This window comes from Micromonospora coxensis (genome assembly GCF_900090295.1).
In the GTDB taxonomy this organism is placed as follows: domain Bacteria; phylum Actinomycetota; class Actinomycetes; order Mycobacteriales; family Micromonosporaceae; genus Micromonospora; species Micromonospora coxensis.
Window position 1 is genome coordinate 5581475 of sequence record NZ_LT607753.1, and the last position, 25167, is coordinate 5606641.

Sequence of the window (25167 nt, forward strand, 5' to 3'; positions counted from 1 at the left end):
GCCGGTGGCCCGGTCAGAACGACTCGACGGCCGGCACCAGGTCGGCGTCCACCACGATCGGGGCGTGGTCGGAGGGGCCCTTGCCCTTGCGCGCCTCCCGGTCGACGTACGCCGAGCGGACCGCGCGGGCGAACGCCGCCGAGGCGTACACCAGGTCGATGCGCATGCCCTTGTTCTGGTGGAACATGCCGGCCCGGTAGTCCCAGTAGGTGTAGGGGTGCGGGCCCTTCATCGGGGTCGGCACCACGTCGCTGAGCCCGAGGTCGCGCAGCGCCGCGAGGGCGGCCCGCTCGGCCGGCGTGACGTGGGTGGAGGTGACGAAGAGCGCCGGGTCCCAGACGTCGTCGTCGGTCGGCGCGACGTTGAAGTCCCCGCAGACCGCCACCGGCCCGCCGGAGTCCAGCTCCGGCTCCAGCGCGTCGCGCAGGGCGGCGAACCAGGACAGCTTGTACGCGTAGTGCGGGTCGTCGGGGGCCCGGCCGTTCGGCACGTACACCGACCAGACCCGTACCCCGTCACAGGTGGCCGAGATGGCCCGCGCCTCCGGCTCGGGGAACCCGGGCTCGCCGGGAAACCCGACCGTCACGTCGGCCAGCCCGACCCGGGACAGGATCGCCACCCCGTTCCACCGGCCGTCGCTGTGGCTGGCCACCTCGTAGCCCAGCTCGCCCACCTCGGCGACCGGGAAGGCGCCGTCGGGGCACTTGGTCTCCTGCAGGCAGACCACGTCGGGTCCGGTGCCGGCCAGCCAGTCCAGCAGCCGGGGGAGTCGGGCCTTCACCGAGTTCACGTTCCAGGTCGCCAGGCGCATGTCTCCAGCCTGCCGCATCCGGACCCGGCCCGCCGTCTCAGCGGTCCCGCGACGCGCCGCCCGGTCCGGTCGACGGCGCGGGGCCGTCCACCGGGGCGGCCCCGGCCGGCGATGCCGGTCGGGTCGACGTGACCGGCCGGGAGTCCGGGCGGGGTGGCGGCGCCCCGGCGGCGTCCGGCGCGGTCGCCAGCAGGCGCCGGATCGCCTCACCGAGTACCGGGTGCACCGGGAACCGCGCCGACAGCCAGTCGAACGTCGCCCGGGCGGCGTCCCGGTTGGCCCGGTAACCGGGGACCATCTCCGCCAGCGGCAGCTCCTCCGGCGGGTACGCCTGCTCCACCCGCCGGGTCGGGTCGAACGGATCGCGCCGGTGCGCCGGTGCGCCGTACCGGGGGAGGTGAGTCGGGCCAGCGCCAGCACCCGGTCCACCGCGTACGACTGGATGAACCGCGACGCGGTGAGCCGTTCGCCGCGCGCCTCGCGGTGCAGGCCCACGTACAGGTTGGTCAGCGCCTCGCCGAGGTGGAACTCCACCGTGTCGTACGGCGTCGCCGGTGGCGGGGGCGCGCCGGACTCCGCCAGCCCGGTGGGCGCGTCGGGCCGTTGCCACACCACCCGTGCGCCGGTGAACGACAGGCCGGCCAGCTCGCCGACGGTGAAGACCGCGTACTCGACGAAGATCCCGTCGGCGTAGAGCGCCTTGCGGCCGTGGCGCTCGTTGGCGAAGCTGTACGCCACCGGGCAGGGGGCGGCGAGCCAGTCCACCGAGTCGACGTACCGGGCCACCGCGTCGTCCGCGACGACGAGGAAGAAGTCCAGGTCGGAGTGGGCGTCGAGCCGGTCGTGCGCGGCTCCCGCCGAGCCGAGGCCGAGCAGGGCCACCGTGTCGGGTCGGGTGGCGAGGTGCGCGGCCAGCTCGTCCAGACGCCGGAGCATGGGATGCATGCCGTCGTCCCTTCGATGAAGAGTCGACGTTTCATCCCGTACGGCCCTGCGCCGCCGGGGTCGCGACACCGGTGCCGCCATTGTCGCCGTCCGGGCCCGGACGTACAACCGGCCGTCGCGCTCGGGCCGGGCGGCGCCGCGGACCGGGGAGGTCCGCGGCGTCCCGACGGTCGGCGAGGTGCGTCAGGTGTTCGGGGTGTCGCCGGGGCGGCTCTGTTCGGCCAGGAAGCGCTCCAGCTCCGCGCCGAGTTCGTCGGCGGTCGGCAGCGGCCCGGCCTCGGTGGCGAGCAGGTTCTTCTCGCCGCGTCCGCGGGCGAAGGCGTCGTACTGCTCCTCCAGGGCCTGGACCAGGGCGGCGGCCTCGTCGGTCTGCGCGACCTGACGGTCGATCTCCACCCGGACCACCTCGGCGGCGCTGCGCAGGCTGTCGCTCGGCAGCAGCAGCCCGGTGGTGCGCGAGACGGAGGAGAGCAGCACCTCGGCGGCGGCCGGGTACTCGGTCTGGGCGACGTAGTGCGGCACGTGCGCGGCGAAGCCGGCCGCGTCCCGGCCCTGCTCGCCGAGGCGGTACTCCAGCAGGTGCCCGACGCTGCCGGGGACCTGCACGCGCTGCAACCAGGGCTCGTAGCCGGCGATCAGCTCACGTCGGGTGGCGTGCGCGGTCACCCCGGTCGGACGGGTGTGCGGCACGGCCATCGGGATCGAGTTGAGCCCGACGGTGAGCCGGACGTCGAGCCGGGCGGCCAGGGCGGCGACCGCCGCCACGAACCGCTCCCACTGCAGGTCCGGCTCGGGGCCGGTGAGCAGCAGGAACGGGGTCTCGTCGTCGTCGTGCAGCAGGTGCAGCGCCAGCTCGGGCGCGTCGTAGTGCTCCCAGTGGTCCTCGACGAAGGTCATCACCGGACGCCGGGAGCGGTAGTCGAAGAGCTGGTCGACGTCGAAGGTGGCGATCCGACGCGACTCCAGCGAGGTCAGCAGCTGCTCGCGGGCCAGGCGGCTGGCGCTGCCGGCGTCGACGAAGCCGGTGAGCGCCTGGATCAGCACCGGCTGGCCGAGGTCGGGCAGGTCGTCGGTGAGCTGGTACAGCTCGTGTGGGTCGAGCACCGGTTCGGACCTCCTGAGGAAGCGCGCGTACGCGGGGGCCGTGCGCGCACGGCACCCGGTTCGGGGAACGTACCCGCCGTAGGTATCCATTCCAGCAGCGGGCGGGTCGCCGCCGATTCGGTGATCAAAGCCGGGCGAAGCACCGCATTTTGGCGATCATCCGTGTCCGGCCTACCCGTACCGGCGGGCGAGGGTCGTCCGAACGGTGGATGATACCGATCATGCGCACGGGGCAGGGGGAGTCCGCCCCGCCGTCCCGGGACGACGCGAGCCGTGCCGCCTTCCCGGGTTGCCGGGTCTGGCGCTTTCGTCTCCTGCCCGCACGGGGCGGGCGGGGGTGTCCGGTTGCCATCGGCCGGATTGTGGCCAGCGCCACTGCGTGACGGTGGGTGACCGCCGGTGGGCCTGCCTAGCCTCGTCGAATGCGTGACGACGACACCATCGACGACCAGTACGCCCCCGAGGGCACGACTGGCCGTTCGGACGATACCCCCTCGTCCGTTCAGGTCGGCGTTCTCCGTGGCACCGCGGCGACCCGTCTCCTCCGTACCCGCCTCGGCGCCCTCGTTAACCCCCGCCGCCCGGCCCGGGTGGTCCTCGCCACCGGCGTGGTCTCCTGCCTGGGGCTGGCCACCTTCGCCGGCTTCCAGGCGTTCCCCGCCGACCCGGTGACGCCGGTCGGCGCCGAGGCCGCCCTCGCCGAGCGGGCGCAGCAGGACGTCGCCTCCCGTGGGCACGACCGCACCCCGGCCACCACGTCCCCCGCGCCCGTCCCCGCCTCCCCGACCGCATCCCCGACCGCCTCCGCGTCCCCCACCGCCACCAAGAAGGCCAAGCCGAAGCCGAAGCCCAAGCCGAAGCCGAAGCGGATCGCCCCGGTGGCCGGCCTGGACCGCATGCAGATGGACAACGCGGTGAAGATCGTCAAGGCCGGCCGCGAGATGGGCGCCCCCCGGCAGGCGCTGGTCATCGCCGTCGCCACCGCCATGCAGGAGAGCAAGCTCTACAACTACGCCAGCGGCGTGCTGCCCGAGTCGCAGAACTACCCGCACCAGGCCATCGGATGGGACCACGACTCGGTCGGGCTGTTCCAGCAGCGGCCGAGCAGCGGCTGGGGCACGGTCGCCGACCTGATGGACCCGGCGTACGCCACCCGGGCGTTTCTGGCCGTGCTGCTGGAGATCCCGGGCTGGCAGAACCTGCCGCTGACCGTCGCCGCCCAGGCCGTGCAGGTCTCCGCGTTCCCGGACGCGTACGCCCAGCACGAGTGGCTCGCCACCGAGGTGGTCGAGGCCGTCCTGGGGTGACCTGACGCGGGGACCGTTCACCGTTTGCCGGTTCGGGGTACACATGATGCAGGACCACCGATCGGAGGACGACATGTCACTGGTGCAGCGAATCACCGCGTTCCTGCGGTCCCCGAAGGGGCAGCAGTTGGTCGACCGGGGTCGGCGCGAGTTGGCCAAGCCGGAGAACCAGGCCAAGCTCAAGCAGGTGGCGAGCCGGTTCTCCGCCGGTCGCCGTCGCTGACCGCCCCTCCCACGCCCTCGACACCGGGAGCCCCCGTGACCGACGCCGTGCCCGTCGACGACGAACCGACCGTCCCCACGCCACCGCCGGCCACCCCCGCCGCCGCGACCACCCCGGTCACCACCCCGAGCGGGGAGCCGGACGCCCCCGAGGCGCCGCCGGCGACGCTCTGGGACCGGATGCGGGAGGACCCGCAGTACGCTCCGGAGCACCTCGCCCTGGAGGCGGTCCGCCGGCTCGGTCCGGAGGCCGCCGCGTGGGCGGCCCGGGCCCGCGCCGAGCGGCCCCACGCCTCCGCCGACGAGCTGGCCGAGCAGGCGGTCCGCCGGTTCGTCAACCGGGCACGCCTCTCCGGGGCGGTCTCCGGAGCGGCCGGCCTGCCCGGTGCGGTCATCGACGTCGGCGTGCTGGCCTGGACCCAGGCCCGGCTGGTGCTGCACGTCGCCGCCGCGTACGGGGCGGACCCGTTGCACCCGGACCGGGCCACCGACCTGTTGGTGCTGCAGAAGGTGCACAAGGCCGCCGAGGCGGCACGGCTGGCCCTCGGGGTCGCCGCGGGGCGGGAACGGGCCGGCGCGCTCTTCGGTCACGCGGCGCAGAGCCCGCTGGGCAAGGTGATGCTGCAACTCGGCATCCGGTTGGCCCGGATGGCCGGGGTCCGGGCGGCCAAGCGGATGTTCGCCAAGGTCGTCCCCGGCGCCGCGATCATCCTCGGCACCTGGGCCAACTCCTCGGCCACCAAGGACCTCGCCGAGCGGGCCCGGGCGCTCTACCGGGCCGGCCGGCCCGGCGTCCCCCAGCCTCGCCGACCCTGACCCGACGTCCCGACGCCGCCGTCCCCGAACCGGGGTACGGCGGCGTCGTCGTCTCCCCGCGCCGGCGGCCGTCCCGCGCCGTCGTCCGTCGGTCACCGGCTTCCCGGCCGCCCGATCGGGGTGCCGGCGACCGGTCGGTCCGACTCTCGACGACGGCCCGGACCGGTGCACCCGCTCGTGGGCCGGTGGCGCGGTCAGAGCCGCCACCCGGCGGCCGGGAAGGTGACGTCGGCGAGCCGGTTCTGCCCGGAGACGTTGGGGTGGAACCAGTCCAGCGCGTTGACGTCGTCGAGGGTGAACCGGGCCCGGTGCGCCGCGCCGCCGTCGTGCCGGCAGCGTGACCCGTACGCCCGGCAGGCCGCCTTCAGTTGCGCGTTGTAGGCGTCGATCCGCTGCCGGAAGGTGGCCCGGCGGGCCCGGTCGGCCGGCGCGGTGGAGGTCGGGTTCGCCAGCAGCGCCGGGCAGACACCGGCCCGCCAGGCCCGGGTGGCGCGTGGCTCGGTGTGCCCGATCTCCCAGAGCCGGTGCAGGTCGGGGATGCTCACCACCAGCACCCGCGCCTTGGGCCGGCCCTCCCGCAGCACCCGCAGGCCCCGGTCGACCTGGCTGCGGAACGTCGCCACCGGCGTCATCTGGTCGACGTCCGTGCGGCAGGCGTCGTTGGCGCCGATCAGCACGGTCACGTAGTCCGCCTTGTCACGGACGGCGGCCTCGGCCTGACCGGCGAGCGCGCCGGCGCGGGCTCCGGGCGCGGCGTGGTTGCGGGCCCGGCCGCGCAGGCCCGGGTCGGCGTCGAGCAGCCGGCGGTAGTGGCTCTCCACCCGGATGCCGTCGCCGGTGGACCACGAGTTGCGCTGGCAGGAGGTGAGCACCAGGCAGGAGCCGAAGCCGGTGCTGATCGAGTCGCCCAGCGCGGCCATCGTGGCGGGAAGGCCGGGCTGCCCGGGTTTCGGCGTCGGGCGGGGCGAGCCGGACCCGCCCTCCTCGCAGGCGAGGGCGACCAGGGCCAGGAGGCAGGCGGCGGCGGCGACCCAGCGGCGTGGCATGTCTTCCCCCGGTCCGGCGGCACGCGGTGACGGCACGGTGACTGTATGGGGGAGCCCGCCCGGCGCGGTCCGCTCCTGTCGACTTTCAGGCAGGAGCGATATTCAGAAACATTGATCTGCTAGGACGGGTGGCGCGGTGTCCGCCACGGCGCGGGCTGCCCGTGCAGCCACCAGTGCAGCGCCCGGGTGATCCGGGGCAGCACCAGGTACGTCATCAGCGGGGTCAGGCAGAGCGTCATGATCAGCGTACGCAGGGCCAGCGGGGTGTCACCGATGAACCGGGCGGTGAGCAGGGTCGCGGTCAGGCTCAACGGGAAGAACGCCAGCCAGATCGTCACGGCCTGCTTCCAGCGCGGCGGGGTGGCCGGCGCGACCGGCTCCCCGGCGGCCGGCGCCGCCAGCTCCACCACGTGGTCCACCGGCGGGTCGAACCAGCCCTCGATGCCGGTGCGCCGCTCGGTACGGGTGTGCTCGACGATGCCCTGCGCCGAGGTGAGCCACCAGTGCCGCTGCGGCGACTCCTCCCAACGGCGCAGCGTGTCACCGTCGGCGAAGCGGTAGAGCATGTGCCACTCGGCCGAGCCGGGGGCGCTCTGCACCCAGCCGGCGCCGAGGAACCCCGGGAAGCTCTCGGCCAGCGCGGTGCCGGCACGCATCCAGGCGACCATCTCGTGGGCACGCGCGGGGTCGGCGCGCCGGGCGATCGCGACGGTCACCGGCACCGCGTGGGTCATGGTCATGCCCTCATCCTTCCCGCCGCCCCCGGTGTCGGTCCGGTCGCGGCGCACGGTTGTAACGCAACCCACCGGGCCGTCGCATCCGCCGGATACCCGTTCCGTGGCCGGCATCACCGCCGGTGGGCCCGCGCGGGCGGCGGCCCGCCGGTCGGGGCCGGACCCACCAGGGCGGCGCCGGCGTCACCCGGCGCGGCGGCGGCCCCCGGTGGGGCCGGACCCTCGATGGCGGTGGGCCGCCGCCACCCCGGGCGGCGGCCCGCTGGTTAGGCCGATGCCTGCCGGGGTAGCCCGAAGGGATGACGAGATCGCAGCCCCGGCGTGCCCGTGGCACGGTCGGGCACGCCTACAGCGCGCTGAACCTCCGCCTGGTGCTGGCCCTGTTCGGCCTGGTCAGCATGACCGTCTTCGCGGTGCTCGCCTTCCGGGCCGACGTGGCCTGGCTGGGCGTGGCGTGTGCGGTCCTCGCCGTGGTCGCCGCGGTCGACCTGGTCGTCATCCAGCGCCGCCGCGCCGCCCGCCGCCGCGAGGAGCCGGGCACGCGGCACTCACTCTTCGAGTGACAGGAGTACGAGATGCCCATCGCCACCACCAACCCCGCCACCGGCCAGGTGCTCAAGTCGTACGACGCGATGTCGGACGAGCAGGTCGACGCCGCGATCGAGCGGGCCGACCTGGCCTTCCAGCAGTTGCGGGGCACCACGATCGCGCAGCGGGGACGGTGGCTCGTCGCCGCCGCCGACCGGCTGGAGGCGGAGCGGGACGAGACCGCCCGGCTGATGACCACGGAGATGGGCAAGACGTACGCCGCGGCGAAGGCCGAGGTGACCAAGTGCGCCACGGCCTGCCGGTTCTACGCGGCACACGCGCCGGAGATGCTCGCCGACGAACCCGCCGACGCCGAGGCGGTCACCGCCAGGCGCGCCTTCGTGCGTTACCAGCCGATCGGGCCGGTGCTCGCGGTGATGCCGTGGAACTTCCCGCTCTGGCAGGTGATGCGGTTCGCCGCGCCGGCGCTGATGGCCGGCAACACCGGCCTGCTCAAGCACGCCTCCAACGTGCCGCAGACCGCCCTCTACCTGGAGGACCTGTTCCGCCGGGCCGGCTTCGGCGAGGGCGCGTTCAGCACCCTGCTGGTCGGCTCGGAGGCCGTGGACCGGATCCTCAGCGATCCCCGGGTCCGCGCCGCCACCCTCACCGGCAGCGAGAGGGCGGGCCGATCGATCGCACAGATCGCCGGGCGGGAGCTGAAGAAGACGGTGCTGGAACTCGGCGGCAGCGACCCGTTCGTGGTGATGCCCTCGGCCGACCTGGACCGGGCCGCCGAGGTGGCGACCACCGCCCGGTGCCAGAACAACGGCCAGTCCTGCATCGCCGCGAAGCGGTTCATCGTGCACACCGACGTCTTCGACGCCTTCGCCGAGCGGTTCGCCGCGAACATGGCCGCGCTGCGGGTCGGTGACCCGATGGACGAGCGCACCGACGTCGGCCCGCTGGCCAGCGCCGGCGGCCGGGACGAGGTCCACGCCCAGGTGCAGGACGCGGTGGACCACGGCGCGACCGTGCTCTGCGGCGGTGAGCTGCCCGCCGGGGAGGGCTGGTTCTACCCGCCGACCGTGGTCACCGACCTGACCCCGCAGATGCGGATGTGGTCCGAGGAGGTGTTCGGGCCGGTCGCCGGCCTCTACCGGGTGTCGTCGTACGACGAGGCGATCGAGGTCGCCAACGGCACCTCCTTCGGCCTCGGCTCGAACGCGTGGACCACCGACCCGGCCGAGCAGGAGCGCTTCGCCACCGACCTGGACGCCGGCAACGTCTTCATCAACGGGATGACCACGTCGTACCCGGAACTGCCCTTCGGCGGGGTGAAGAACTCCGGCTACGGCCGCGAGCTGTCGGCGATCGGCATGCGGGAGTTCTGCAACACCAAGACCGTCTGGGTGGGGGAGGGCGCCGCCTCGGCCGGCGCCGGCGCCCACGCCGAGTAGCGATTGGCCGGACACCGTCATGGGTAGGAACGCTGCCCATGACGGTGTTCGGCTTCCACGCCTCCCACGAGCAGATCCACCCGAGCAAGCTGCTGGAATCGGTGATCCACGCCGAGCGGGCCGGCTTCGGCGCCGCCATGTCCTCGGACCACTTCTCGCCGTGGAGCGCCCGGCAGGGGCAGTCCGCATTCGCCTGGTCCTGGCTCGGCGCCGCCCTCCAGGCCACCGCCCTGCCGTTCGGCGTGGTCAACGCCCCCGGCCAGCGGTACCACCCGGCGATCATCGCGCAGGCGATCGGCACCCTCGGGGCGATGTACCCGGGCCGGTTCTGGGCCGCCCTCGGCTCCGGCGAGGCGAGCAACGAGCACATCACCGGCGACGGCTGGCCGCGCAAGGACGTCCGCAACGCGCGGCTGCGCGAGTGCGTCGACGTCATCCGGGCGCTGCTCGCCGGTGAGGAGGTCAGCCACGACGGGCTCGTCCGGGTGGACCGGGCGAAGCTGTGGACCCGGCCGGAGCAGCCGCCGGCCCTGATCGGCGCGGCGGTCAGCGTCGAGACGGCGCGCTGGTGCGCCGAGTGGGCCGACGGCCTGATCACCGTCAACGCCCCGACCGAGCACCTGCGCCGGATGATCGACGCGTACCGGGACGCGGGCGGGCGGGGGCCGCTGCATCTGCAGGTGCACGTGAGCTGGGCGTCCGAGCAGGCCGAGGCCGAGGCGATCGCGTACGACCAGTGGCGCAGCAACGTCTTCGCCCCGCCGGTCTGCTGGGACCTGGACACCGCCGAGCACTTCGACGTGGTCAGCGAGCAGGTGCCGATGGAGAAGGTCGCCGAGGTGGTCAACGTCTCGGCCGACCCCGGCCGGCACGTCGGCTGGCTCACCGAGTACGTCGAGCTGGGCTTCGACCAGATCGCCCTGCACCACGTGGGGCAGGAGCAGCGGGCCTTCATCGACACCTTCGGCGCGGAGGTGCTACCGAAACTGCGCGCCGCCTGATCACCGCAGGTCGCCGCGCCGCCTAGGCTCGTAGCCCATGGAGGCGCTGTTCGAGGTCGTGGTCTTCCTGGCGGTCGCCACGTTCGGCGCGGCGCTGGCCCGGCGGCTGGGGCTGCTCGCGCCGATCCTGCTGGTCGTGATCGGTCTCGGGCTCTCCTTCCTGCCCGGCTTCCCGCTGGTGCGCCTCGATCCGGACCTGGTCCTGGTCGGCATCCTGCCGCCGCTGCTGTACGTGGCCGCCCTGGACACGTCGGTGCCGGCGTTCCGGCTCAACCTGCGGCCGATCCTGCTGCTCGCGGTGGGACTGGTGATCTTCACCGCGTTCGTGGTGGGCACCGTCGTGCACCTGTTCCTGCCCCAGCTGCCGTACGCGATCTGCCTGGCCCTCGGCGCGGTGGTGGCGCCGCCCGACGCGGTCGCCGCCACCGCGGTGGCCCGCCGGGTCGGTCTGCCCCGGCGGATCGTGACCATCCTGGAGGGCGAGAGCCTGCTCAACGACGCCACCGCGCTGGTGCTGCTGCGGGTCGCGGTGGCCGCCGCCACCGCGAGCACCGGCGGTGTCGGCTTCGGGTACGTCGCCGAGGAGGTGCTGGTCGCCACCGGCGGTGGCGTCCTGGTCGGCCTGCTCGGCGTGCTGGTCTTCGGCTACCTGCACCGGCGGACCACCGACGCGCTGCTGGACAACGCGCTGTCGCTGATCGTGCCGTTCGCGGTGGTCTTCGCCGCCGAGGAGATCCACGCCTCCGGGGTGGTCGCGGTGGTGGTCACCGGGCTGGGCATCGGGCACAGGATGCCGCTGCTGATGTCGGCCGCCTCCCGGTTGCAGATCGGCGCGTTCTGGCGGCTGGCCCGGTTTCTCCTGGAAGGGCTGGTCTTCCTGCTGGTCGGCCTCCAACTGCCCGAGGTCGTCCGGGACCTGGACGAGCCGGTGGGCTTCCTGGCCGGCATCACCGCCGCGGTGCTGGCCGCGGTCTTCCTGGCCCGGTTCGCCTGGATCTTCCCGGCCACCTACCTGGCCCGGCTGGTGCCCCGGGTGCGCCGCCGGGACCCGTCACCGGCGGCGCGGGTGCCGATCGTCCTCGGCTGGGCCGGGATGCGCGGGGTGGTGACGCTCGCCGCGGCGCTCGGCCTGCCGCTGACCCTGGCCGGCGGCCGGCCGTACGAGCGGGGGCTGTTCATCTGGCTGGCGTTCGCGGTGATCGTGGCGACCCTGGTGGTGCAGGGCGCGACACTGCCGGCGGTGGCCCGGCGGCTGAAGCTGCCGCCGGACGACCCGGTGCGCGACGCGCTCTCCGCCGCCGCGGTGCAGCAGCAGGCCAGCCGGGCGGCCCGGGAGCGGCTCGACGCGCTCGCCGACACCGTGCCGGCGGCGGTGGCCGAGCGGGCCCGCCAGGTGTTGCAGAGCCGCACGAACCTGGCCTGGGAGCGGCTCGGCGGCGGGGAGCGGGAAACCCCGTCGCAGGCGTACGCCCGGCTGCGGCAGGAGATGATCGACGCCGAGCGGGAGGTGTTCCGGGCCGCGCGCGACGACGGGCGGATCCCGGAGGAGGCGCTGGTGCGGGCCTACCGCGACCTGGACCTGGAGGAGTCGTTGCTGCGACGGGAGACCGAGGAATGAGCTGCCCGCACCTGACCGAGGCCGGCGACGCCGAGCCGGCGACCACCAGCGAGTGCCCGGACTGCGTGGCGATCGGCAACGACGACTGGGTGCACCTGCGGTCCTGCCTGACCTGCGGGCACGTCGGCTGCTGCGACTCCTCGGCGTACCAGCACGCGACGCGGCACTTCGAGGCCACCGGGCACCCGGTGATGCGTTCGGTGCAGCCGGGGGAGTCCTGGCGGTGGTGCTTCGTGGACGAGGAGATCGGCTGAGCCGTCAGGTGAGCCGGCGTTGCAGCACCTGCCCCGGCCACGGCGCGCGGCCCGGCCGGGGGACGGTGAACGGGTCGGTGGCGGTGAAGCCGCAGCTCTCGTAGAAGCGGACCAGCGCCCGGTCGTCGCCGCCGTAGCAGTCCACCCGCAGTAGCCCCACGCCGCGCTCACGGGCCAGCTGCGCCGCGTACGCCAGCAGCCGCGCCCCGATCCCGTGGCCCGCGTACGCCCGATCGGTGACCAGCAGGTTCACGTACAGCTCCGGCTCGTCGGCCGGGGGTACGTACGCGGTCGCCCCGCCCACCACCAGCGCGCCCACGGTCGCGTCACCGGCCTCGGCCAGGTACAGGCCACCACCGGTGCTCCACGCCTCGGCCTGGGCGATCCGGCGGGGATCGGTCGACGCCGGCTCGGTGCCCCACTGGCCGGTCCGTCCGCGCGCCACCAGCCAGGCGGTGGCGTCGTCGAGCAGGCGCAGCACGGTGCCGGCGTCGTCCCGGCCGCCGGGGCGGATGGTGATCGTCTGCCGGTCGGTCATGCCGCCATGCTGCTACGGGCGGGCAACCGGCCCGCCTCCGGGTCGGGCGGTCGACCGGGCCGGGCTGTCGGTCGTGGTATGAGGAATGCGTTATTGGACCGATCATCATCGATATGAGTAGCATCCATCATCATCTATCGATGGGAGGTCGGATGATCCGACGAGGACATCTCGCGCGTACCGCCGGAGCCCTGCTCGCGGCGGTGCTCAGCGCCACCGGGCTGATGGCGGTCGAGACCACGGCGGCCTCCGCCGCGGTGCGCACCGTCTACTACGACGCCAGCCGGGCCGGCGAGTTCCGCACCAACTTCGACCAGGCCGCCACCATCTGGAACAGCTCCGTCACCAACGTCCGGCTCGCCCCCCGCACGCCGGGCAACATCACCATCTACGTCGACACCGGCTGGCCGCGCGCCCAGACGACGAGCCTGGGCAACGGCCGGGTGTGGATGGGCTGGCAGGCCGTCAACATGGGGTACGACCGCACCCGGATCGCCACCCACGAGATCGGCCACATCCTCGGCCTGCCCGACCGGCGCACCGGGCTCTGCTCCGACCTGATGTCGGGCAGCAGCGCCCCGGTCTCCTGCAGGAACGCGTACCCGAGCGCGGCCGAGGCGTCCCGGGTCAACCAGCTCTTCGCCGGCGCCCTGGCGGCGCCGGCCTCGGCCAGCTACAGCTGGTCCGACGACGGCGACGTCGGCCCGATGGTGGTCGGCGGCCGCCCGGCCACCGAGAACTACCCGTGGATGGTCTACACCTCGGGCTGCACCGGCACCCTGATCAAGGCGAACTGGGCGGTCACCGCCCGGCACTGCCCGACGCCCACGTCGGTGCGGGTGGGCAGCATCAACCGCACCAGCGGTGGCACGGTGGTCCGGGTGACCCGTGGGGTCAACCACCCGACCATCGACGTGAAGCTGCTCCAGCTCGCCAGCTCGGTCGGCTACGCCCCGGCCCCGATCCCGACCACCTCCGGCGCCGTCGGCACGGCGACCCGGATCATCGGCTGGGGGCAGACCTGCCCGCAGCGGGGTTGCGGCTCCGCGCCGACGGTGGCCCACGAGCTGGACACCTCGATCGTCTCGGACAGCCGGTGCCTCGGCATCAACGGTCCGTACGAGATCTGCACCAACAACACCAACGGCAACTCCGGCGCCTGCTACGGCGACTCGGGCGGCCCGCAGGTGCGCAAGATCAACGGAGTCTGGAACCTGATCGGCGCCACCAGCCGCGCCGGCAACAACAACTCCACCTGTGCCACCGGCCCGTCCATCTACGGGGACCTGCCGTCGATCCGCACCTGGATCAACACCCAGGTCGGCGGCCTGCCCGTCGCCTGAGCGCCGGCCGGCGCCGGCCTCGGCCGGACCCGATCGGACACACGCACCACCGGGGCGTCCGTACCAGCCGCAACGTGGCACGGGCGCCCCGCCCGCGTGTCCCGGCGACGAAATCCGCTGGGCGTCCGGCGGTCGTCGTGGTGAGGTCGGGACCGTGGAGCGGATCAGGGCGGTGCGGGTGGACGAACTCGGCGAGCTGCAACGGATCGAGGTGGCCTCCGGCACGCCGTTCCGCGAGATCGGCATGGCCGACATCGCCGACGCCCCGCCGCTCGACCTCGACACCCTCGGAGCCTGCCAACGCGACGGCCGGGCCTGGGTGGCGGTGGACGCCGACGACCGGCCGATCGCCTTCGCCGTGGTCCGCCTCGTCGACGGCTGCGCCCACGTGCAGCAGCTCAGCGTCCACCCCGGGCACGCCCGCCGGGGAGTGGGCCGGCGGCTGCTCGACCACGTCGCCGGTTGGGCCGCCGGTCGGGGACTGCCGGCGCTGACGTTGACCACCTTCCGCAGCGTGCCGTGGAACGCGCCCTACTACGCCCGGTGCGGCTTCCTGGCGCTTCCGTCGACCCTGATCGGGCCGGGCCTGGCGCAGGTGCTGGCGGCCGAGGCGGCGCTGGGCCTGGACCCGGCCGACCGGGTCGCCATGCGCCGGCCGGTCTGACGGCCCATCCGCCGGCCGATTGCGACTCCCGTGCACTCCGGGCAGCATCGACCCGTGGAGATCCTCTTCGACCCGGTGACCGGTGCGGTCGACCTGTCGGCATCCGCCGCCGGGTACCGGCTGCTCACCTGCACATCGAGTACCACCCCGGGCACGGGTACCTGGCCGAAGGGAGGCGCCCCTGATCGTCAACAGCCCGCACGGCGGCATGCCGCGCCGCTGACCTGTGACGACCCGGCCGCCGACGGACCGCGCTCAGGCCGCGCACATCACGATTTCCTGGTCCCGGCGTAGATCAGCCACGGGAGCAGAGCAGTCGAGCCGATGAACAGGCTGGTGTCCAGAGGAAGGCTCCCAGCCATCCACAAGAGCGGAGAAAGCGCCCAGAGCAGAAAGCCTGCTATGGCCAGAACCCAGCCCGCCTTGCTGACCATTACCTGCTCCGTGCGACGTCTGACACGGTCACCGGGTCGACCGGGCGCTCCCACGGACGAACGCGCGCCACGCGTCGGGGGTGAAGGTGAGCGTGCCCCCGTCGCGGTCCTTGGAGTCGCGGACCAGTACGACGCCGGGGAGGTTGTCGGCGACCTCGACGCAGTCGCCGCCGTTGGAGCTGCTGCGGGTGCTGGTGCGCCAGCGGGCGCCGGTCATCTCAGCCATTCTCGCGCCTTCAGGAGCTGGATCGACTGGTCGCGCGGCAGCGCCACCGACCTGACAGTGTCCCAGACCCGCCACAGGGGAGCAACGTCGTTGGTGAGGCGGCCGGCCGCCTGGTCGTCGATATAGCCGACGTCCTCGGTGTCGTCGAGGCTGGCGATGACGAAGGCCCCGGCCTGGCCGGGATGGAAGCCGGCGCGCAGCGGCACCACGTGCAGCAGCACGTGGGAGCGCCGGGCCATCGCCTCCAGGTGGTCGAGCTGCGGGTGCATGATCTCCGGCTCGCCCCGGCGCAGCGCCGCCTCGTCGATGACGAAGACGGTCAGCGGCGGGCGGGGCCGGTCGAGGACCGCCGCCTGCCGAGCCAGCCGCGCGACGACGTACCCCTCGATCTCGTCGTCGGCGAGCGGGCCGCTGCTGAGCACCGCGTGCGCGTACTCCGGGGTCTGGAGCAGGCCGGGGATCACCGACGGCTGGAAGGACCGCAGCGAGGTGGCGTCCTGCTCGACGTCGGCCCATGGCCGGAACCAGGCCGGCTCGCGGCGGCGGACCACCTCCGGCCACAGCTCGCCGACCTGCCGGCCCAGCGCCTTCGCGACCGCCGCCCGGTGCCGGGGATGCGGCAGCCGTCCCGGCGTCACCCACCGGGCGGCGGTCTTCGGATCCACCCCGGCCTGTTCGGCGAGGGACTCGGCGGTCGCGCCGACCTCGGCCATCGCCACCCGCAACGCGTCGTTCACGCCAGCCTCCACGAAGGACGTCCGGAACGTCTGTGCACGCTACCGATACGCAGTGTGGCCGTCCCGCGACGCGCGGAAGGCTTCCGGTAACGGAACCGCCGCCGTGGCCCGAACCGTCGGCGGGACCGTCGGGCCGCCCCGCCGACGACGCCGGGGCGGCCCGGTCCATCCACGACGTGAGGAGCATCCCCGTGCGCTTCCGGTTCTGGCGCAGCCGCCACCAGTCCACCCCGCTGCCGACACCCCGGGAGTCCATCCCGGTGCCGAGGCCCCGCCCGTCGTGGGAGAACGCGCCCACACGGCTCTTTCCCACCATGGGTCCGGGGCGTACCGGCAACCTGACCCCCGCGCAGCGCTGGTGGGCCGGCGGCTGGCGGCACCCGGGCGAGCGGTGAGCCGCCCGCCCCGGCCGCACGAGCCGATGCGTCCGTTGTGGCGCTGCCGGGCCTGCGGCGCGGTATGGCCCTGCCAGCCGGCCCGATTGTCGCTGCTGGTGCAGTACCGCCACGACCGGGCCGGGCTGCTGGTCTACCTGGCGACGGTGATGAGCGAGGCGGCCGCGCAGCTCGCCCAGCTCGGCGGAGAGGTACCTCCGGCGGAGCTGACCGAACGCTTCCTCACCTGGGCGAGAGCGCGGGACTGAGCCGGCCGCTCGGGCTCGGGACTGGTTCGGGTTCGGGTGCGGGACTCGGCCGCGCTCGGGCTCGTGACTGAGCCGGGCGAGGTCGCGGGACGCAGAGTGCATCCGGCGACGGAGTCGGAGACGAAGACCTGATCAGGAAGACCTGTGTCCTGATCGGAAAGGGGAACACCATGAGGAAGTCCATCGCCCTCGCGGGCGTCACCGCCGCCGTCGCCGCCGGGCTCGCCGTCGCCGCCCCCGCGCAGGCGGCCCCGGCCAACGCGGGCGGGTCCTGCGTCCAGGCCGGACTCGGCACCCTCGACAGCCTCGGCCTGCTCCAGGCCGCCGCGCAGCGGAAGGTCGACTACTCGACGCTGGCAGACCCGGTGAACGGGCCGATCTTCGCCGAGCTGCCGGCCGGGTCGTACCTGTCGCTCGGGCAGGTGGTGAAGCTGCACACCAGCAGCCCGGAGCTGTTCGCCTGGTGCCGCTGACCGCGAGACCGGCCGCCGGGAGCTGACGGCCGGTCACCGTACGGCGCAGGGCCGCCCCGGATTCCGGGGCGGCCCCTGGTCGTGCTGGCCGACGGCGACGCGCCGCAGCGGTCAGGACAGGGCGCAGGAGGCACCGTTGACGGTGATCAGGTTCGGCGCCGGGTTGGCCAGCGCGCCGGGCTTGGCGAGCAGCCCGAAGGTCACGCTGCCGCCGGGCGCGATCTTCGCGTTCCAGGACAGGTTCTTCGCGGTGACCGTGGCCCCGCTCTGGCTCACCTGGGCCGACCAGCCCTGGGTGACCTTCTGGTCGCCGGTGTAGGCGTACCGCAGCGTCCAGCCGTTGACCGGCGTCGTGCCGGTGTTGCGGATGGTGACCTGGGTGTTGGAGCCGTCCGGCCAGACACCGTGGACCTGGTACGCGACGGCGCAGCTCTGCGCCGGCACGGCCTTGGCGTCACCCTGGTCGGCCAGGAACGAGGCCAGCCAGGCCAGCGCCGAGTTCCAGTTGATCGCCACCTCGTTGGTCGCGTACGAGTTGATGTCGTCGACGTAGCAGAACATCGGCTTGCAACCCTTGAGCAGCTGGGCGGCGTACGGGTCCTGCAGGTCGGCGTTCGGACCACCGGCCAGCGAGCCGGCCGGCGGGTTCGGCATGGACGGGTCGAGCTGGTGGCCGAAGATCCGGCTGTGCTGGTTGCGGGCGTGCTGCTCGCCCCAGCCCGTCACGTACGACATGTTCAGCGCGTTGCGGCCGAACAGATAGTCCGCCGCCTGCACCGCCCCGTCGCGGTACTTCGCGTCCCGGCTCAGGTCGAACGCGGTGGCCAGCACGATCGCGTTGTTCACGACGTTGCTGTTGCTGCCCCAGACGTAGCCGTTCGCGGGGAACGGCAGCCCGTACGCCTGGGCGTTCAGCGCCGCCAGGTACGTGTCGGCGGCCTCGGTCACCGAGGCGCGGATGCGGGCCTTCTCGGCGGCCGGCAGCCCGTTGGGCACGGTGGCGAGCTCCAGCCGGCCGAGTGCGCCGACGGCCTGCCAGCCGAACGCGCCGCCGGCGGCGAAGACGTCGCCGGTGTGGTGCTTCGACGCGGTCACGTCGTCCCGGTACGCCTTGCTGCCGTAGGTCAGGTACAGCTCGACGGCAGCCCAGTAGAACTCGTCGCTGACGTCGGTGTCGTCGTACGGGCCGCCGCCGACGCCGCCGCTCGGGGCGTACACCGCGGGGTGGGCCTTCGCCGCCGCGTAGGCGGTCTTCGCGGCGGTGCCGCAGCGGGCCGCGAAGGCGGCGTCGTACGGGGCGAACAGGCGGGCGCACTGCGCGGCGACGGCGGCCAGGTTGAGGGTGGCCGCGGTCGACGGCGGGTGCAGCTCGCGCGGCTGCGGGTCGGCCTCGGGCGCGAGCGGCAGCCCGGTCCACGCCTTGTCGTGGATCTTGTGGTGGGCCATCCCGGCGAGCGGCTCGCCGGCCGGCACCTGCATGCGCAGCAGGAACTCGATCTCCCAGCGGGCCTCGTCGAGCACGTCGGGGACGCTGTTGCCCCGCTCGGGCAGCCGCAGGGTGGAGTCGCCCAGTTCCGCGCCGCCGCCGGCGGTCTCCGCGGTCTTCGTCCGCTCGAACGTGCTCAGCAGCTGGTACGCGGCGATACCGCCGTTGACCACGTACTTGCCGTGGTCGCCGGCGTCGTACCAGCCGCCGCGCACGTCGAGGGAGTAGTCGCAGGTGCCGGGGACGCAGGGCACCTCGGTGTCACCCTGGTTGGGGGCCACGCCGAGGTGTCCGGCCGGGCGGGCGTACTCCTCGCCGATCAGGTCGCCGTCGATGGCGATGCCGCTGCGCTGGGCGTAGAAGAACTGCATCGAGTCGGCGCGCAGCCGGTCGTAGAGGTCGCCGGAGATGTCGAACGGGTGGCTGGTCTCGCCGTCGGCGACCAGCGTGTAGCCGGCGCCGGGGGTCTTCACGGCGGAGAAGTCGATGGTCTGCACGTTCTGCCCGGACGCCTCGTCCACCCCGCGCGGGGTGCTCTCGCCGCTGGCCACCACGGCCCCGGCGGCGGAGCGCAGCTCCCAGCGCAGCGGGTCGGTCGCCTCGGTCACCACGGTGGCGTTCTTCGGGCCGCCGGGCAGGTAGCCGACCTGGTTGACCCGGACCCGCGGCCCGGTGTCCGGCACGTACGGCGGGGCGGCCTCGCCGCCGCGCAGCGACACGTTGTCCAGGCAGAGCCGCTGCTCGGCGGCGGCCCCACCGACCTGGAAGACGAGCTGGGCGTTGGGGTTGTCGTCCGGCACGACGACGGTCTGCTCGACCCGGACGGTCTGTGGCCCGGCGGTGGCGGGCACCGACGCGTACGTGGTGTAGGGGGCGCTGCCGAGCTGGAGGATGGCCTTGACCGTCATGCCGGGGGTGGCGGAGATGTCGAAGCCCAGCACGTACTCCGCGCCGGCGTTGAGCTTGACCCCGTCGTGGCCGATGCCGGCGTCCCACGGGTTGGCCAGGCCGCCGGGCACGGTGGCGCAGAGCCGGCCGTCGGAGACGTCGGCGGCGCCGGTGCCGTAGGTGAACCAGGGGGCGAGGCCCTCGCTGAAGTCGCCGTTGCTGATCTGTTCGGGTGCGTCCGGTGGCACCTCGGCGTACGCCACGCCGGCGCCTGCGGCGGAGAGCGCGAGAGTGGTCGCTGCCAGCAGCGCGAGGCGCCGGCGGCGTCGGATCAGGATCACGGGGATTCCTTTCCGGGGACGGAGGAGCGGTGGGGGCGGGCGGCACCCGCTGGGAGCGCTCCCAATATCAGCCAGATGTTTCCAGCGTGTCTCGCCGCTGTCAATCGATTCGACTGGATGAGTTGGGCCGCCCGTCGCCGGTGCGCCGCCGGAACGCGAACGACAGTGAGATTCACCGCGCCACGCCCCGTCCTCCTGATCTCCTAGAGACAACACCGGCCTTCGCCTGGCAGGCTGCCTCCCATGACCCTGAAGCTTCGTTCCGTCGGGACGAGCGACCGTGGGCTGATCCGCAGCGGAAACCAGGACGCCCTGCACGCCGGTTCCTGGCTCGTCGCCGTCGCCGACGGCATGGGCGGGATGGCGGCCGGTGACCTGGCCAGCCGGATCGCCATGGACGCGATCGCTCCCCTGGACGTCGAGACCCCCGAGGACGCCCTGGTGGCCGCGTTGCAGAGTGGCATCGAGCTGGCCACCGAGCGGATCCGCCAGGCGGTCGCCGAGGATCCGGAACGGCAGGGCATGGGCACCACACTGACCGCCCTGCTCTTCGCCCGGACCGGCAGCTGCCTGGCCCTGGCGCACGTGGGGGACTCCCGGGCCTACCTGTTCCGGGAGGGCACGCTCAAGCAGATCACCCGGGACGACACCTTCGTGCAGATGCTCGTCGACCAGGGACTGATCAGCCCCGAGGAGGCGGCCAGCCACCCCCGGCGGGCCGTGGTCACCCAGGCGTTGCAGGGCGAGGAGGTCTCCCCGTCGTACGCGACGATGGTGCCCTGGGCCGGCGACCGCTGGCTGCTGTGCAGCGACGGGCTCTCCAACGTCGTCCGCCCGGACACCCTGGCCGAGGTGCTCGCCGAGACCCCGGACCGGGAACTGTGCGCCCGCCGCCTGATCGACCTGGCGCTGCGGGCCGGCGGCCCGGACAACGTCACCGTGCTGATCGCCGACATCGTCGAGGAGTGAGCCCGGCTCAACGCCGCCGGGGCGTGGCGTGCCGGGTCGGCGCGGCGGTGGTCGGGTCCTCCGGCCAGGGATGGCGCGGGTAGCGGCCGCGCAGCTCGGCCCGCACCTGCCGGTACCCGCCGGACCAGAACGAGGCCAGGTCGGCGGTGACCGCCACCGGGCGACCGGCCGGCGAGAGCAGGTGCAGCAGCACCGGCACCCGGCCGTCGGCGATCCTCGGCGCGTCCCGCCAGCCGAAGGTCTCCTGGAGCTTCACCGCCAGCACCGGCGCGGCCGGGTCGGCGTAGTCCACCCGGATCCGCGAGCCGCTGGGCACCTCGATGCGCTCCGGGGCCAGCTCGTCCAGCCGGGCCGCCTCCCGCCACGGCAGCAGCCGGCGCAGCGCCGCCGTCACGTCGACGCGCGCCAGGTCGGCCCGGCGGCGGGCGGCGGCCAGCTCCGGGCCGAGCCAGTCGTCGGCGGCGGCGAGCAGCGCGGCGTCGCCGACGTCGGGCCAGTCCCCGCCGAGCGCGTGGTGGCAGAACGCCAGTCGCTGCCGCAGCGCCCGCGCCGACGGCGTCCAGTCCAGCAGCGCCAGCCCCTCCCGGCGCAACCCGTCGCGCAGCGCGGCGGCCAGCAGCTCCGGCCCCGGCCGGGTCAACGGGCGGCTGACCAGCTCGATCGCGCCGAGCCGGACGACCTCCCGGGCCACCACGTCGCCGTCGGCCCAGCGGACCTCCCGCTCCTCGCGCAGCAACGGGCCGCCCGCCTCCCGGGCGGTGGGCTCGTCGACGGCCGCGGCGAGCCGGATCCGCGCGGCCGGCGCGCCGGGGGAGCGGTCGGCCACCGCCACGGCCAGCCAGTCGACGCCCGCCAGCGCCGTCCCCGCCGCCAGCTCCGCCTCGGTCCCACCCGCCATCAGGTACGACGTCCCGCCGGCCCGGCGGACCCGGGCGAGCCGTTCGGGGTACGCCAGGCCGACCAGCAGCCCCGCGGCCAGATCGTCCGGGACCCCCGCTCCCGCACCGACCCCGGCGTCGCTGCGAGGGCGCTCCGCGCCGCTCGCGGGGGTGCGCTCCGCAGATCTTGGCGACTTGGCGTTCGCCACGGACGGCAACTCGCCAAGATCTGGATGTGTTCGCGCCGCAGGCCGCGTCGCGGGAACGGTGGTGGGGGGCGGGGTGGGCAGGGCGGCGCGCAGCCGGCGGGTCTCGGCCCGCCAGCGGGCGGTGGCCTGCGGGTCGACCCCGCCGCGCAGCCGCCGCCAGGCGGCGGTCAGGTCGTCGCCCCGGCCGGTCAGTCCCTCCTCGGCCAGCAGCGCGACCAGCGCGGCGGCCCGGTCCGCGCCGACCCGTGGCGCGCCGTCGAGCAGGGCACGGGCCAGCCGGGGGTGCGCGCCGGCGGCGGCGATCGCCCGGCCGCGCGGAGTGATCCGGCCGTCGGCGTCGACCGCGCCGAGGGTGGTCAGGGTCTCCCGGGCCACGGTCAGCGCCGCCGGTGGCGGCGGGTCGGGCAGGGCCAGCCCGACGCCGTCCGGGCTGCCCCAGGCGGCCAGTTCCAGGGCGAAGCCGGTCAGGTCGGCGGTGGCGATCTCCGGCTCCGGCTGCGCGGCCAGCCGCTCGTGGACGCCGGCGGACCAGCACCGGTAGACCGCGCCCGGGGCCTCCCGGCCGGCCCGGCCGGCCCGCTGGGTGGCCGCCGCCCGGGAGACCGGCACGGTGACCAGCGCGCCGAGCCCACGCGACAGGTCGGTACGGGCCACCCGGCTCAGCCCGGCGTCCACCACCACCCGGACACCGGGCACGGTCAGGCTGCTCTCCGCCACCGCCGTGGCCAGCACCACCCGGCGGCGCGGTCCCGGCCGCAGCGCGGCGTCCTGCGCGGCGCCGGGCAGCCGCCCGTGCAGCGGCAGCACGGCCACCCGGTCGGCCAGCCCGGCCAACCGGCGGGCCACCGCGCTGATCTCGCCCGCCCCCGGCAGGAAGACCAGCAGGTCCCCGTCCCGCTCGTCGAGCGCCCGGCGGACGGTCGCCGCGACGTGGTCGAGCAGGACCGGGTCGACCCGGCCGGCGCCGGGCGGCGCGACCGGCCGGGGCGGGGGCGCCCAGACCCGGGTCACCGGGTGCAGCGCCGCCTCGGCCCGCACCACCGGGGCCGGCCGGTCCCCGCCGAGCAGCGCGGCGAACCGGTCCGCCTCCGGCGTCGCCGACATCGCCAGCAGCCACAGGTCGGGGCGGAGCGTGGCGCGGGCCTCCACCGCGAAGGCCAGCGCCAGGTCGGCGTCGAGCTGTCGCTCGTGGACCTCGTCGAGCAGCACCGCGCCCACCCCGGGCAGCTCCGGGTCGTGGTGCAGACGGCGGACCAGCAACCCGGTGGTGACCACCTCGACCCGGGTGTCCGGGCCGACCCGCCGGTCGCCGCGCACGGCGTACCCGACCCGGCCGCCGACCCGCTCGCCGAGCAGGTCCGCCATCCGGCGGGCCGCCGCGCGGGCGGCCACCCGGCGGGGCTGGGCGATCACCACCCGCCCGTCGACCCGGTCGGCCACCGCGAGCGGGGCCAGCGTGGTCTTACCGGTGCCCGGAGGCGCCACCAGGACGGCGCAGCCGTCGGCGGCCAGGGCCGAGACCAGCGTCGGGAGCACCGGGCTGACCGGCAGTTCGAGGGAGACGTCGCGGAGCACGGTGCCCACTGTGGCACCCCGGCGGTCAGCCGGGGCGCACCACGTCGATCCCGGTGACGAAGGCGGCCCACGCCGGGGCCGGGAAGAGCAGCACCGGCCCCGGCCGGTCCTTGCTGTCGCGTACGGCGACCCGACCGTCGACGGCGGCCACCTCGACGCAGTTGCCGTTGCCGATACTGCGGGTGCTCGTGCGCCACCGCGCACCGGACAGGTCGAGCATGGTCATCCCCGTACCTCACGTTCTCCCGGTGAGCGCGCCGCGATGCGGTCACGCAAAGTGACGAGATGCCTCCTCCAGGCAGGCCGCGGAGGCCGCTGGAGGCAGTGCCAGACGGCACAGCTCGTCGTGCACCAGGCTATACCCGCGGACGTGCGCGGCCTCCTCCAGAGCCAGCCCCATCGTGAGATTGTCCAGGTAGACAACGGATGCGTCGGCGGCGTCGGCGAAGTTGAGGATGACGTACGGCGCGCTCATCGCCGGGTGCCCGCCGGCCGAGAAGGGAAGTACGTGGATGGTTACGTTGGGTGATCGGGCGACCTGGGCCATGTGCGCCAGCTGTTCCGCCATCACCGCCCGTCCGCCCACCGGCCGGCGCAGCACCGCCTCGTTCAGCACCACCGACAGCTCGACCGGCGGCTCGCGGCGCAGCACCTCCTGCCGGCGCAGCCGGGCGGCCACCTTGCGCTCCAGGCCCTCCTCCCCGGCGGTGCGCCGGTAGACCTCGCGGGCGTACGCCTCGGTCTGCAACAGCCCGGGCACCGCCTCCGCCTCGTACGTCCGCAGCCGGGCGGCCTCGGCCTCCAGCCCGACGTAGAACTCGAACCACTCCGGCAGCACGTCGCTGTAGGTCTGCCACCAGCCGCGCTGCTGCGCGCCCCGGGCGATCTCGATCAGCGCCTCCGCGTCCGCGCCGGTCACCTCGTAGAGGGCGAGCGCGGCCCGCACGTCACGGGGCTTGATGCCGATCTGGGCGTTCTCGATGCGGGAGAGGTTGCTCTTGGACATGTCGAGCTGGCGGGCCGCCACGTCGAGGGTCATGCCGGCGCGCTCGCGTAGCTGGCGCAGTTCCCGGGCGATACGACGGCGGCGCACGGTGGGGCTGGCGGTCACCCTCCGAGTCTGTCACGGCAAGATCCGCAGGTCGCCCGTACACGGAGTGCAACCGTCGAATCCGGGAGTTGCAATGGCGCAGGGGTGCGGGCATCCTGTCACCCGGCGTCGATCACTTGTGGACTTACCGCGTTGGAGGCTCGTTGCTCATCGCCGACGAGTTCTTCCTCATCGCCCACAACGACAGTCGGGGCAAGGCGAAACTGCACCCCACCGCGACCGGGCTGGGGCTCGCCGGCGCACTCCTCGGTGAGCTCGTCCTCTTCGGACACGTGACCGTGGCCAACGGCCTGGTCACCGTCCTCGACCGGCGGCCACCGGCCGACGCGCTGTCGCACACCGTGCTCGACCAGTTGATCGGGGAGCCCCAGCACCAGGAGATCCGGACCTGGCTGGCCTTCCTGGCGCGGTCGTCGACGACGAGTGTGGGGGAGCGGCTGGCCCGGGCCGGCGTGCTGCGCCGCCAGGAGAGCCGGCGGTTGCTGCGCACCACCGTCAGCTACGTCCCGATCGACCTCAACGCGGTCGCCTGGCCGGCCACCCGGCTGCGCGCCCTGCTCGAACGGCCGGAGCCACCCGCCGTTCCGGACGCCGTCCTGCTCGGGCTGGTCTCCGCCGCCGGGCTCTCCCGCGAAGTGCTGTGGAGCGCCGGTCCCCGTGCCCATCACCGCCTCGGCGTGCTCGTCCCCGCGCTGCCACCCCCGCTGCGGGAGCTGGTGGCGCACACCGAGGCGGCCGTGGGCGCGGCCGTGCTGCGCGGCATCCCCTGATCCCCGCCACCACCCGCGACCCCTCTTCCCCCATCG

27 protein-coding genes and 1 pseudogene are annotated in these 25167 nt (G+C 74.3%); 17 read left to right on the top strand and 11 right to left on the bottom strand.

Going from position 1 to position 25167, the window contains the following annotated elements; genetic code table 11:
* Positions 1-13 precede the first annotated feature (13 nt).
* Positions 14-811 (bottom strand): exodeoxyribonuclease III, encoded by a 798-nt coding sequence (locus tag GA0070614_RS25415; RefSeq protein ID WP_088979660.1) that lies wholly within the window; start codon positions 809-811, stop codon positions 14-16.
* Positions 812-1939: 1128 nt separating this feature from the next.
* Positions 1940-2860 (bottom strand): proteasome assembly chaperone family protein, encoded by a 921-nt coding sequence (locus GA0070614_RS25420; protein ID WP_088978317.1) that lies wholly within the window; start codon positions 2858-2860, stop codon positions 1940-1942.
* A 422-nt stretch (positions 2861-3282) separates the two neighbouring features.
* On the opposite strand from GA0070614_RS25420, the gene GA0070614_RS25425 reads away from it, so the two are divergent.
* The 3 genes from GA0070614_RS25425 (at position 3283) to GA0070614_RS25435 (ending at position 5205) form a co-directional block, all read left to right on the top strand.
* Positions 3283-4167 carry a peptidase M23 gene (locus GA0070614_RS25425; RefSeq protein ID WP_088978318.1) on the top strand — a complete coding sequence of 295 codons (885 nt, stop codon included), beginning with the start codon at positions 3283-3285 and terminating at the stop codon, positions 4165-4167.
* A 73-nt stretch (positions 4168-4240) separates the two neighbouring features.
* Positions 4241-4390, top strand: a complete 150-nt coding sequence (locus GA0070614_RS30655) for a hypothetical protein (RefSeq protein ID WP_172892505.1) — start codon at positions 4241-4243, stop codon at positions 4388-4390.
* A gap of 35 nt (positions 4391-4425) precedes the next feature.
* Complete coding sequence (locus GA0070614_RS25435; RefSeq protein ID WP_231933387.1) at positions 4426-5205, top strand: EcsC family protein; 780 nt, start codon at positions 4426-4428, stop codon at positions 5203-5205.
* A gap of 194 nt (positions 5206-5399) precedes the next feature.
* On the opposite strand, the gene GA0070614_RS25440 is transcribed toward GA0070614_RS25435, so the two are convergent.
* Together GA0070614_RS25440 and GA0070614_RS25445 are read right to left on the bottom strand one after the other, a co-directional pair.
* Positions 5400-6251, bottom strand: a complete 852-nt coding sequence (locus GA0070614_RS25440; protein ID WP_088978320.1) for a GDSL-type esterase/lipase family protein — start codon at positions 6249-6251, stop codon at positions 5400-5402.
* Between the two features lie 119 nt (positions 6252-6370).
* A complete protein-coding gene (locus GA0070614_RS25445) occupies positions 6371-6991 on the bottom strand; it encodes an antibiotic biosynthesis monooxygenase (RefSeq protein ID WP_088979662.1) in 621 nt (206 codons plus the stop codon).
* 293 nt (positions 6992-7284) lie between these two features.
* On the opposite strand from GA0070614_RS25445, the gene GA0070614_RS25450 reads away from it, so the two are divergent.
* Genes GA0070614_RS25450 through GA0070614_RS25470 form a run of 5 tightly spaced genes read left to right on the top strand, consistent with a single transcriptional unit; the run spans position 7285 to position 11846 of the window.
* On the top strand, positions 7285-7548 hold the full coding sequence (locus tag GA0070614_RS25450; protein WP_088978321.1) for a DUF6343 family protein: 264 nt from the start codon (positions 7285-7287) through the stop codon (positions 7546-7548).
* A 12-nt stretch (positions 7549-7560) separates the two neighbouring features.
* Positions 7561-8973 carry an NADP-dependent succinic semialdehyde dehydrogenase gene (locus GA0070614_RS25455; protein ID WP_088978322.1) on the top strand — a complete coding sequence of 471 codons (1413 nt, stop codon included), beginning with the start codon at positions 7561-7563 and terminating at the stop codon, positions 8971-8973.
* Between the two features lie 38 nt (positions 8974-9011).
* Entirely contained in the window at positions 9012-9974 is a 963-nt protein-coding gene (locus GA0070614_RS25460) for a TIGR03885 family FMN-dependent LLM class oxidoreductase (RefSeq protein WP_088978323.1), read from the top strand.
* 37 nt (positions 9975-10011) lie between these two features.
* Positions 10012-11592: a Na+/H+ antiporter gene (locus GA0070614_RS25465; protein WP_088978324.1), complete on the top strand. Its 1581-nt coding sequence runs from the start codon at positions 10012-10014 to the stop codon at positions 11590-11592.
* Positions 11589-11846: a UBP-type zinc finger domain-containing protein gene (locus GA0070614_RS25470; protein WP_088978325.1), complete on the top strand. Its 258-nt coding sequence runs from the start codon at positions 11589-11591 to the stop codon at positions 11844-11846. The genes GA0070614_RS25465 and GA0070614_RS25470 overlap by 4 nt, the downstream gene beginning before the upstream one ends.
* Positions 11847-11850: 4 nt before the next feature.
* Here GA0070614_RS25470 and GA0070614_RS25475 read toward each other — a convergent pair whose 3' ends face one another.
* Positions 11851-12384 (bottom strand): GNAT family N-acetyltransferase, encoded by a 534-nt coding sequence (locus GA0070614_RS25475; protein ID WP_088978326.1) that lies wholly within the window; start codon positions 12382-12384, stop codon positions 11851-11853.
* 224 nt (positions 12385-12608) lie between these two features.
* Between GA0070614_RS25475 and GA0070614_RS31275 the strand changes: the two are divergent.
* The 4 genes and pseudogenes from GA0070614_RS31275 to GA0070614_RS30340 form a co-directional block, all read left to right on the top strand.
* Positions 12609-13016: pseudogene (locus GA0070614_RS31275) on the top strand (snapalysin family zinc-dependent metalloprotease); the annotation flags it as partial.
* Between the two features lie 18 nt (positions 13017-13034).
* Positions 13035-13727, top strand: coding sequence for a S1 family peptidase (locus GA0070614_RS31280; RefSeq protein WP_231933759.1), 693 nt, complete (start codon positions 13035-13037; stop codon positions 13725-13727).
* A gap of 154 nt (positions 13728-13881) precedes the next feature.
* The gene (locus GA0070614_RS25485) at positions 13882-14391 is read left to right on the top strand and encodes a GNAT family N-acetyltransferase (RefSeq protein ID WP_231933388.1); all 510 of its coding nucleotides are present in this window, start codon (positions 13882-13884) and stop codon (positions 14389-14391) included.
* Between the two features lie 54 nt (positions 14392-14445).
* A complete protein-coding gene (locus GA0070614_RS30340) occupies positions 14446-14685 on the top strand; it encodes a hypothetical protein (protein ID WP_157745088.1) in 240 nt (79 codons plus the stop codon).
* 168 nt (positions 14686-14853) lie between these two features.
* Here the strand turns inward: GA0070614_RS30340 and GA0070614_RS25490 are convergent, their stop codons facing one another.
* Together GA0070614_RS25490 and GA0070614_RS25495 are read right to left on the bottom strand one after the other, a co-directional pair.
* Positions 14854-15042 carry a DUF397 domain-containing protein gene (locus GA0070614_RS25490; RefSeq protein ID WP_088978328.1) on the bottom strand — a complete coding sequence of 63 codons (189 nt, stop codon included), beginning with the start codon at positions 15040-15042 and terminating at the stop codon, positions 14854-14856.
* Positions 15039-15764 carry a Scr1 family TA system antitoxin-like transcriptional regulator gene (locus GA0070614_RS25495; protein ID WP_408630785.1) on the bottom strand — a complete coding sequence of 242 codons (726 nt, stop codon included), beginning with the start codon at positions 15762-15764 and terminating at the stop codon, positions 15039-15041. Before GA0070614_RS25495 ends, GA0070614_RS25490 begins: the two co-directional genes overlap by 4 nt.
* A gap of 200 nt (positions 15765-15964) precedes the next feature.
* Between GA0070614_RS25495 and GA0070614_RS30345 the strand changes: the two genes are divergently transcribed.
* The 3 genes from GA0070614_RS30345 (at position 15965) to GA0070614_RS25505 (ending at position 16904) form a co-directional block, all read left to right on the top strand.
* Positions 15965-16183: a hypothetical protein gene (locus tag GA0070614_RS30345; RefSeq protein WP_157745089.1), complete on the top strand. Its 219-nt coding sequence runs from the start codon at positions 15965-15967 to the stop codon at positions 16181-16183.
* A gap of 26 nt (positions 16184-16209) precedes the next feature.
* Positions 16210-16431: a flavin reductase gene (locus GA0070614_RS25500; RefSeq protein ID WP_088978330.1), complete on the top strand. Its 222-nt coding sequence runs from the start codon at positions 16210-16212 to the stop codon at positions 16429-16431.
* A gap of 170 nt (positions 16432-16601) precedes the next feature.
* Complete coding sequence (locus tag GA0070614_RS25505) at positions 16602-16904, top strand: hypothetical protein (protein ID WP_088978331.1); 303 nt, start codon at positions 16602-16604, stop codon at positions 16902-16904.
* A 111-nt stretch (positions 16905-17015) separates the two neighbouring features.
* Here the strand turns inward: GA0070614_RS25505 and GA0070614_RS25510 are convergent, their stop codons facing one another.
* On the bottom strand, positions 17016-19613 hold the full coding sequence (locus GA0070614_RS25510) for a glycoside hydrolase family 9 protein (protein WP_088979664.1): 2598 nt from the start codon (positions 19611-19613) through the stop codon (positions 17016-17018).
* 249 nt (positions 19614-19862) lie between these two features.
* Here GA0070614_RS25510 and GA0070614_RS25515 point away from each other — a divergent pair, with 249 nt between their 5' ends.
* Positions 19863-20588 carry a PP2C family protein-serine/threonine phosphatase gene (locus GA0070614_RS25515; protein WP_088978332.1) on the top strand — a complete coding sequence of 242 codons (726 nt, stop codon included), beginning with the start codon at positions 19863-19865 and terminating at the stop codon, positions 20586-20588.
* Positions 20589-20595: 7 nt separating this feature from the next.
* Here the strand turns inward: GA0070614_RS25515 and GA0070614_RS25520 are convergent, their stop codons facing one another.
* Genes GA0070614_RS25520 through GA0070614_RS25530 form a run of 3 tightly spaced genes read right to left on the bottom strand, consistent with a single transcriptional unit; the run spans position 20596 to position 24361 of the window.
* The gene (locus tag GA0070614_RS25520; RefSeq protein ID WP_088979665.1) at positions 20596-23250 is read right to left on the bottom strand and encodes an ATP-dependent RNA helicase; all 2655 of its coding nucleotides are present in this window, start codon (positions 23248-23250) and stop codon (positions 20596-20598) included.
* A 25-nt stretch (positions 23251-23275) separates the two neighbouring features.
* Positions 23276-23476 (bottom strand): DUF397 domain-containing protein, encoded by a 201-nt coding sequence (locus tag GA0070614_RS25525; RefSeq protein ID WP_088978333.1) that lies wholly within the window; start codon positions 23474-23476, stop codon positions 23276-23278.
* A gap of 42 nt (positions 23477-23518) precedes the next feature.
* The gene (locus GA0070614_RS25530) at positions 23519-24361 is read right to left on the bottom strand and encodes a helix-turn-helix domain-containing protein (RefSeq protein ID WP_088978334.1); all 843 of its coding nucleotides are present in this window, start codon (positions 24359-24361) and stop codon (positions 23519-23521) included.
* A 143-nt stretch (positions 24362-24504) separates the two neighbouring features.
* On the opposite strand from GA0070614_RS25530, the gene GA0070614_RS25535 reads away from it, so the two are divergent.
* Positions 24505-25131 (top strand): GOLPH3/VPS74 family protein, encoded by a 627-nt coding sequence (locus tag GA0070614_RS25535; RefSeq protein WP_088978335.1) that lies wholly within the window; start codon positions 24505-24507, stop codon positions 25129-25131.
* The last annotated feature ends 36 nt before the right edge of the window (positions 25132-25167 follow it).

Coding starts and splice junctions, on each gene's coding strand:
- GA0070614_RS25490 (WP_088978328.1), bottom strand. CDS start 15,042: ATGACCGGCGCCCGCTGGCGCACCAGCACCCGCAGCAGCTCCAACGGC.
- GA0070614_RS25515 (WP_088978332.1), top strand. CDS start 19,863: ATGACCCTGAAGCTTCGTTCCGTCGGGACGAGCGACCGTGGGCTGATC.
- GA0070614_RS25475 (WP_088978326.1), bottom strand. CDS start 12,384: ATGACCGACCGGCAGACGATCACCATCCGCCCCGGCGGCCGGGACGAC.
- GA0070614_RS30655 (WP_172892505.1), top strand. CDS start 4,241: ATGTCACTGGTGCAGCGAATCACCGCGTTCCTGCGGTCCCCGAAGGGG.
- GA0070614_RS25440 (WP_088978320.1), bottom strand. CDS start 6,251: ATGCCACGCCGCTGGGTCGCCGCCGCCGCCTGCCTCCTGGCCCTGGTC.
- GA0070614_RS25425 (WP_088978318.1), top strand. CDS start 3,283: ATGCGTGACGACGACACCATCGACGACCAGTACGCCCCCGAGGGCACG.
- GA0070614_RS25525 (WP_088978333.1), bottom strand. CDS start 23,476: ATGACCATGCTCGACCTGTCCGGTGCGCGGTGGCGCACGAGCACCCGC.
- GA0070614_RS25455 (WP_088978322.1), top strand. CDS start 7,561: ATGCCCATCGCCACCACCAACCCCGCCACCGGCCAGGTGCTCAAGTCG.
- GA0070614_RS25500 (WP_088978330.1), top strand. CDS start 16,210: ATGCGTCCGTTGTGGCGCTGCCGGGCCTGCGGCGCGGTATGGCCCTGC.
- GA0070614_RS25445 (WP_088979662.1), bottom strand. CDS start 6,991: ATGACCATGACCCACGCGGTGCCGGTGACCGTCGCGATCGCCCGGCGC.
- GA0070614_RS25460 (WP_088978323.1), top strand. CDS start 9,012: ATGACGGTGTTCGGCTTCCACGCCTCCCACGAGCAGATCCACCCGAGC.
- GA0070614_RS25450 (WP_088978321.1), top strand. CDS start 7,285: ATGACGAGATCGCAGCCCCGGCGTGCCCGTGGCACGGTCGGGCACGCC.
- GA0070614_RS25495 (WP_408630785.1), bottom strand. CDS start 15,764: ATGGCCGAGGTCGGCGCGACCGCCGAGTCCCTCGCCGAACAGGCCGGG.
- GA0070614_RS25470 (WP_088978325.1), top strand. CDS start 11,589: ATGAGCTGCCCGCACCTGACCGAGGCCGGCGACGCCGAGCCGGCGACC.
- GA0070614_RS25505 (WP_088978331.1), top strand. CDS start 16,602: ATGAGGAAGTCCATCGCCCTCGCGGGCGTCACCGCCGCCGTCGCCGCC.
- GA0070614_RS25465 (WP_088978324.1), top strand. CDS start 10,012: ATGGAGGCGCTGTTCGAGGTCGTGGTCTTCCTGGCGGTCGCCACGTTC.
- GA0070614_RS25415 (WP_088979660.1), bottom strand. CDS start 811: ATGCGCCTGGCGACCTGGAACGTGAACTCGGTGAAGGCCCGACTCCCC.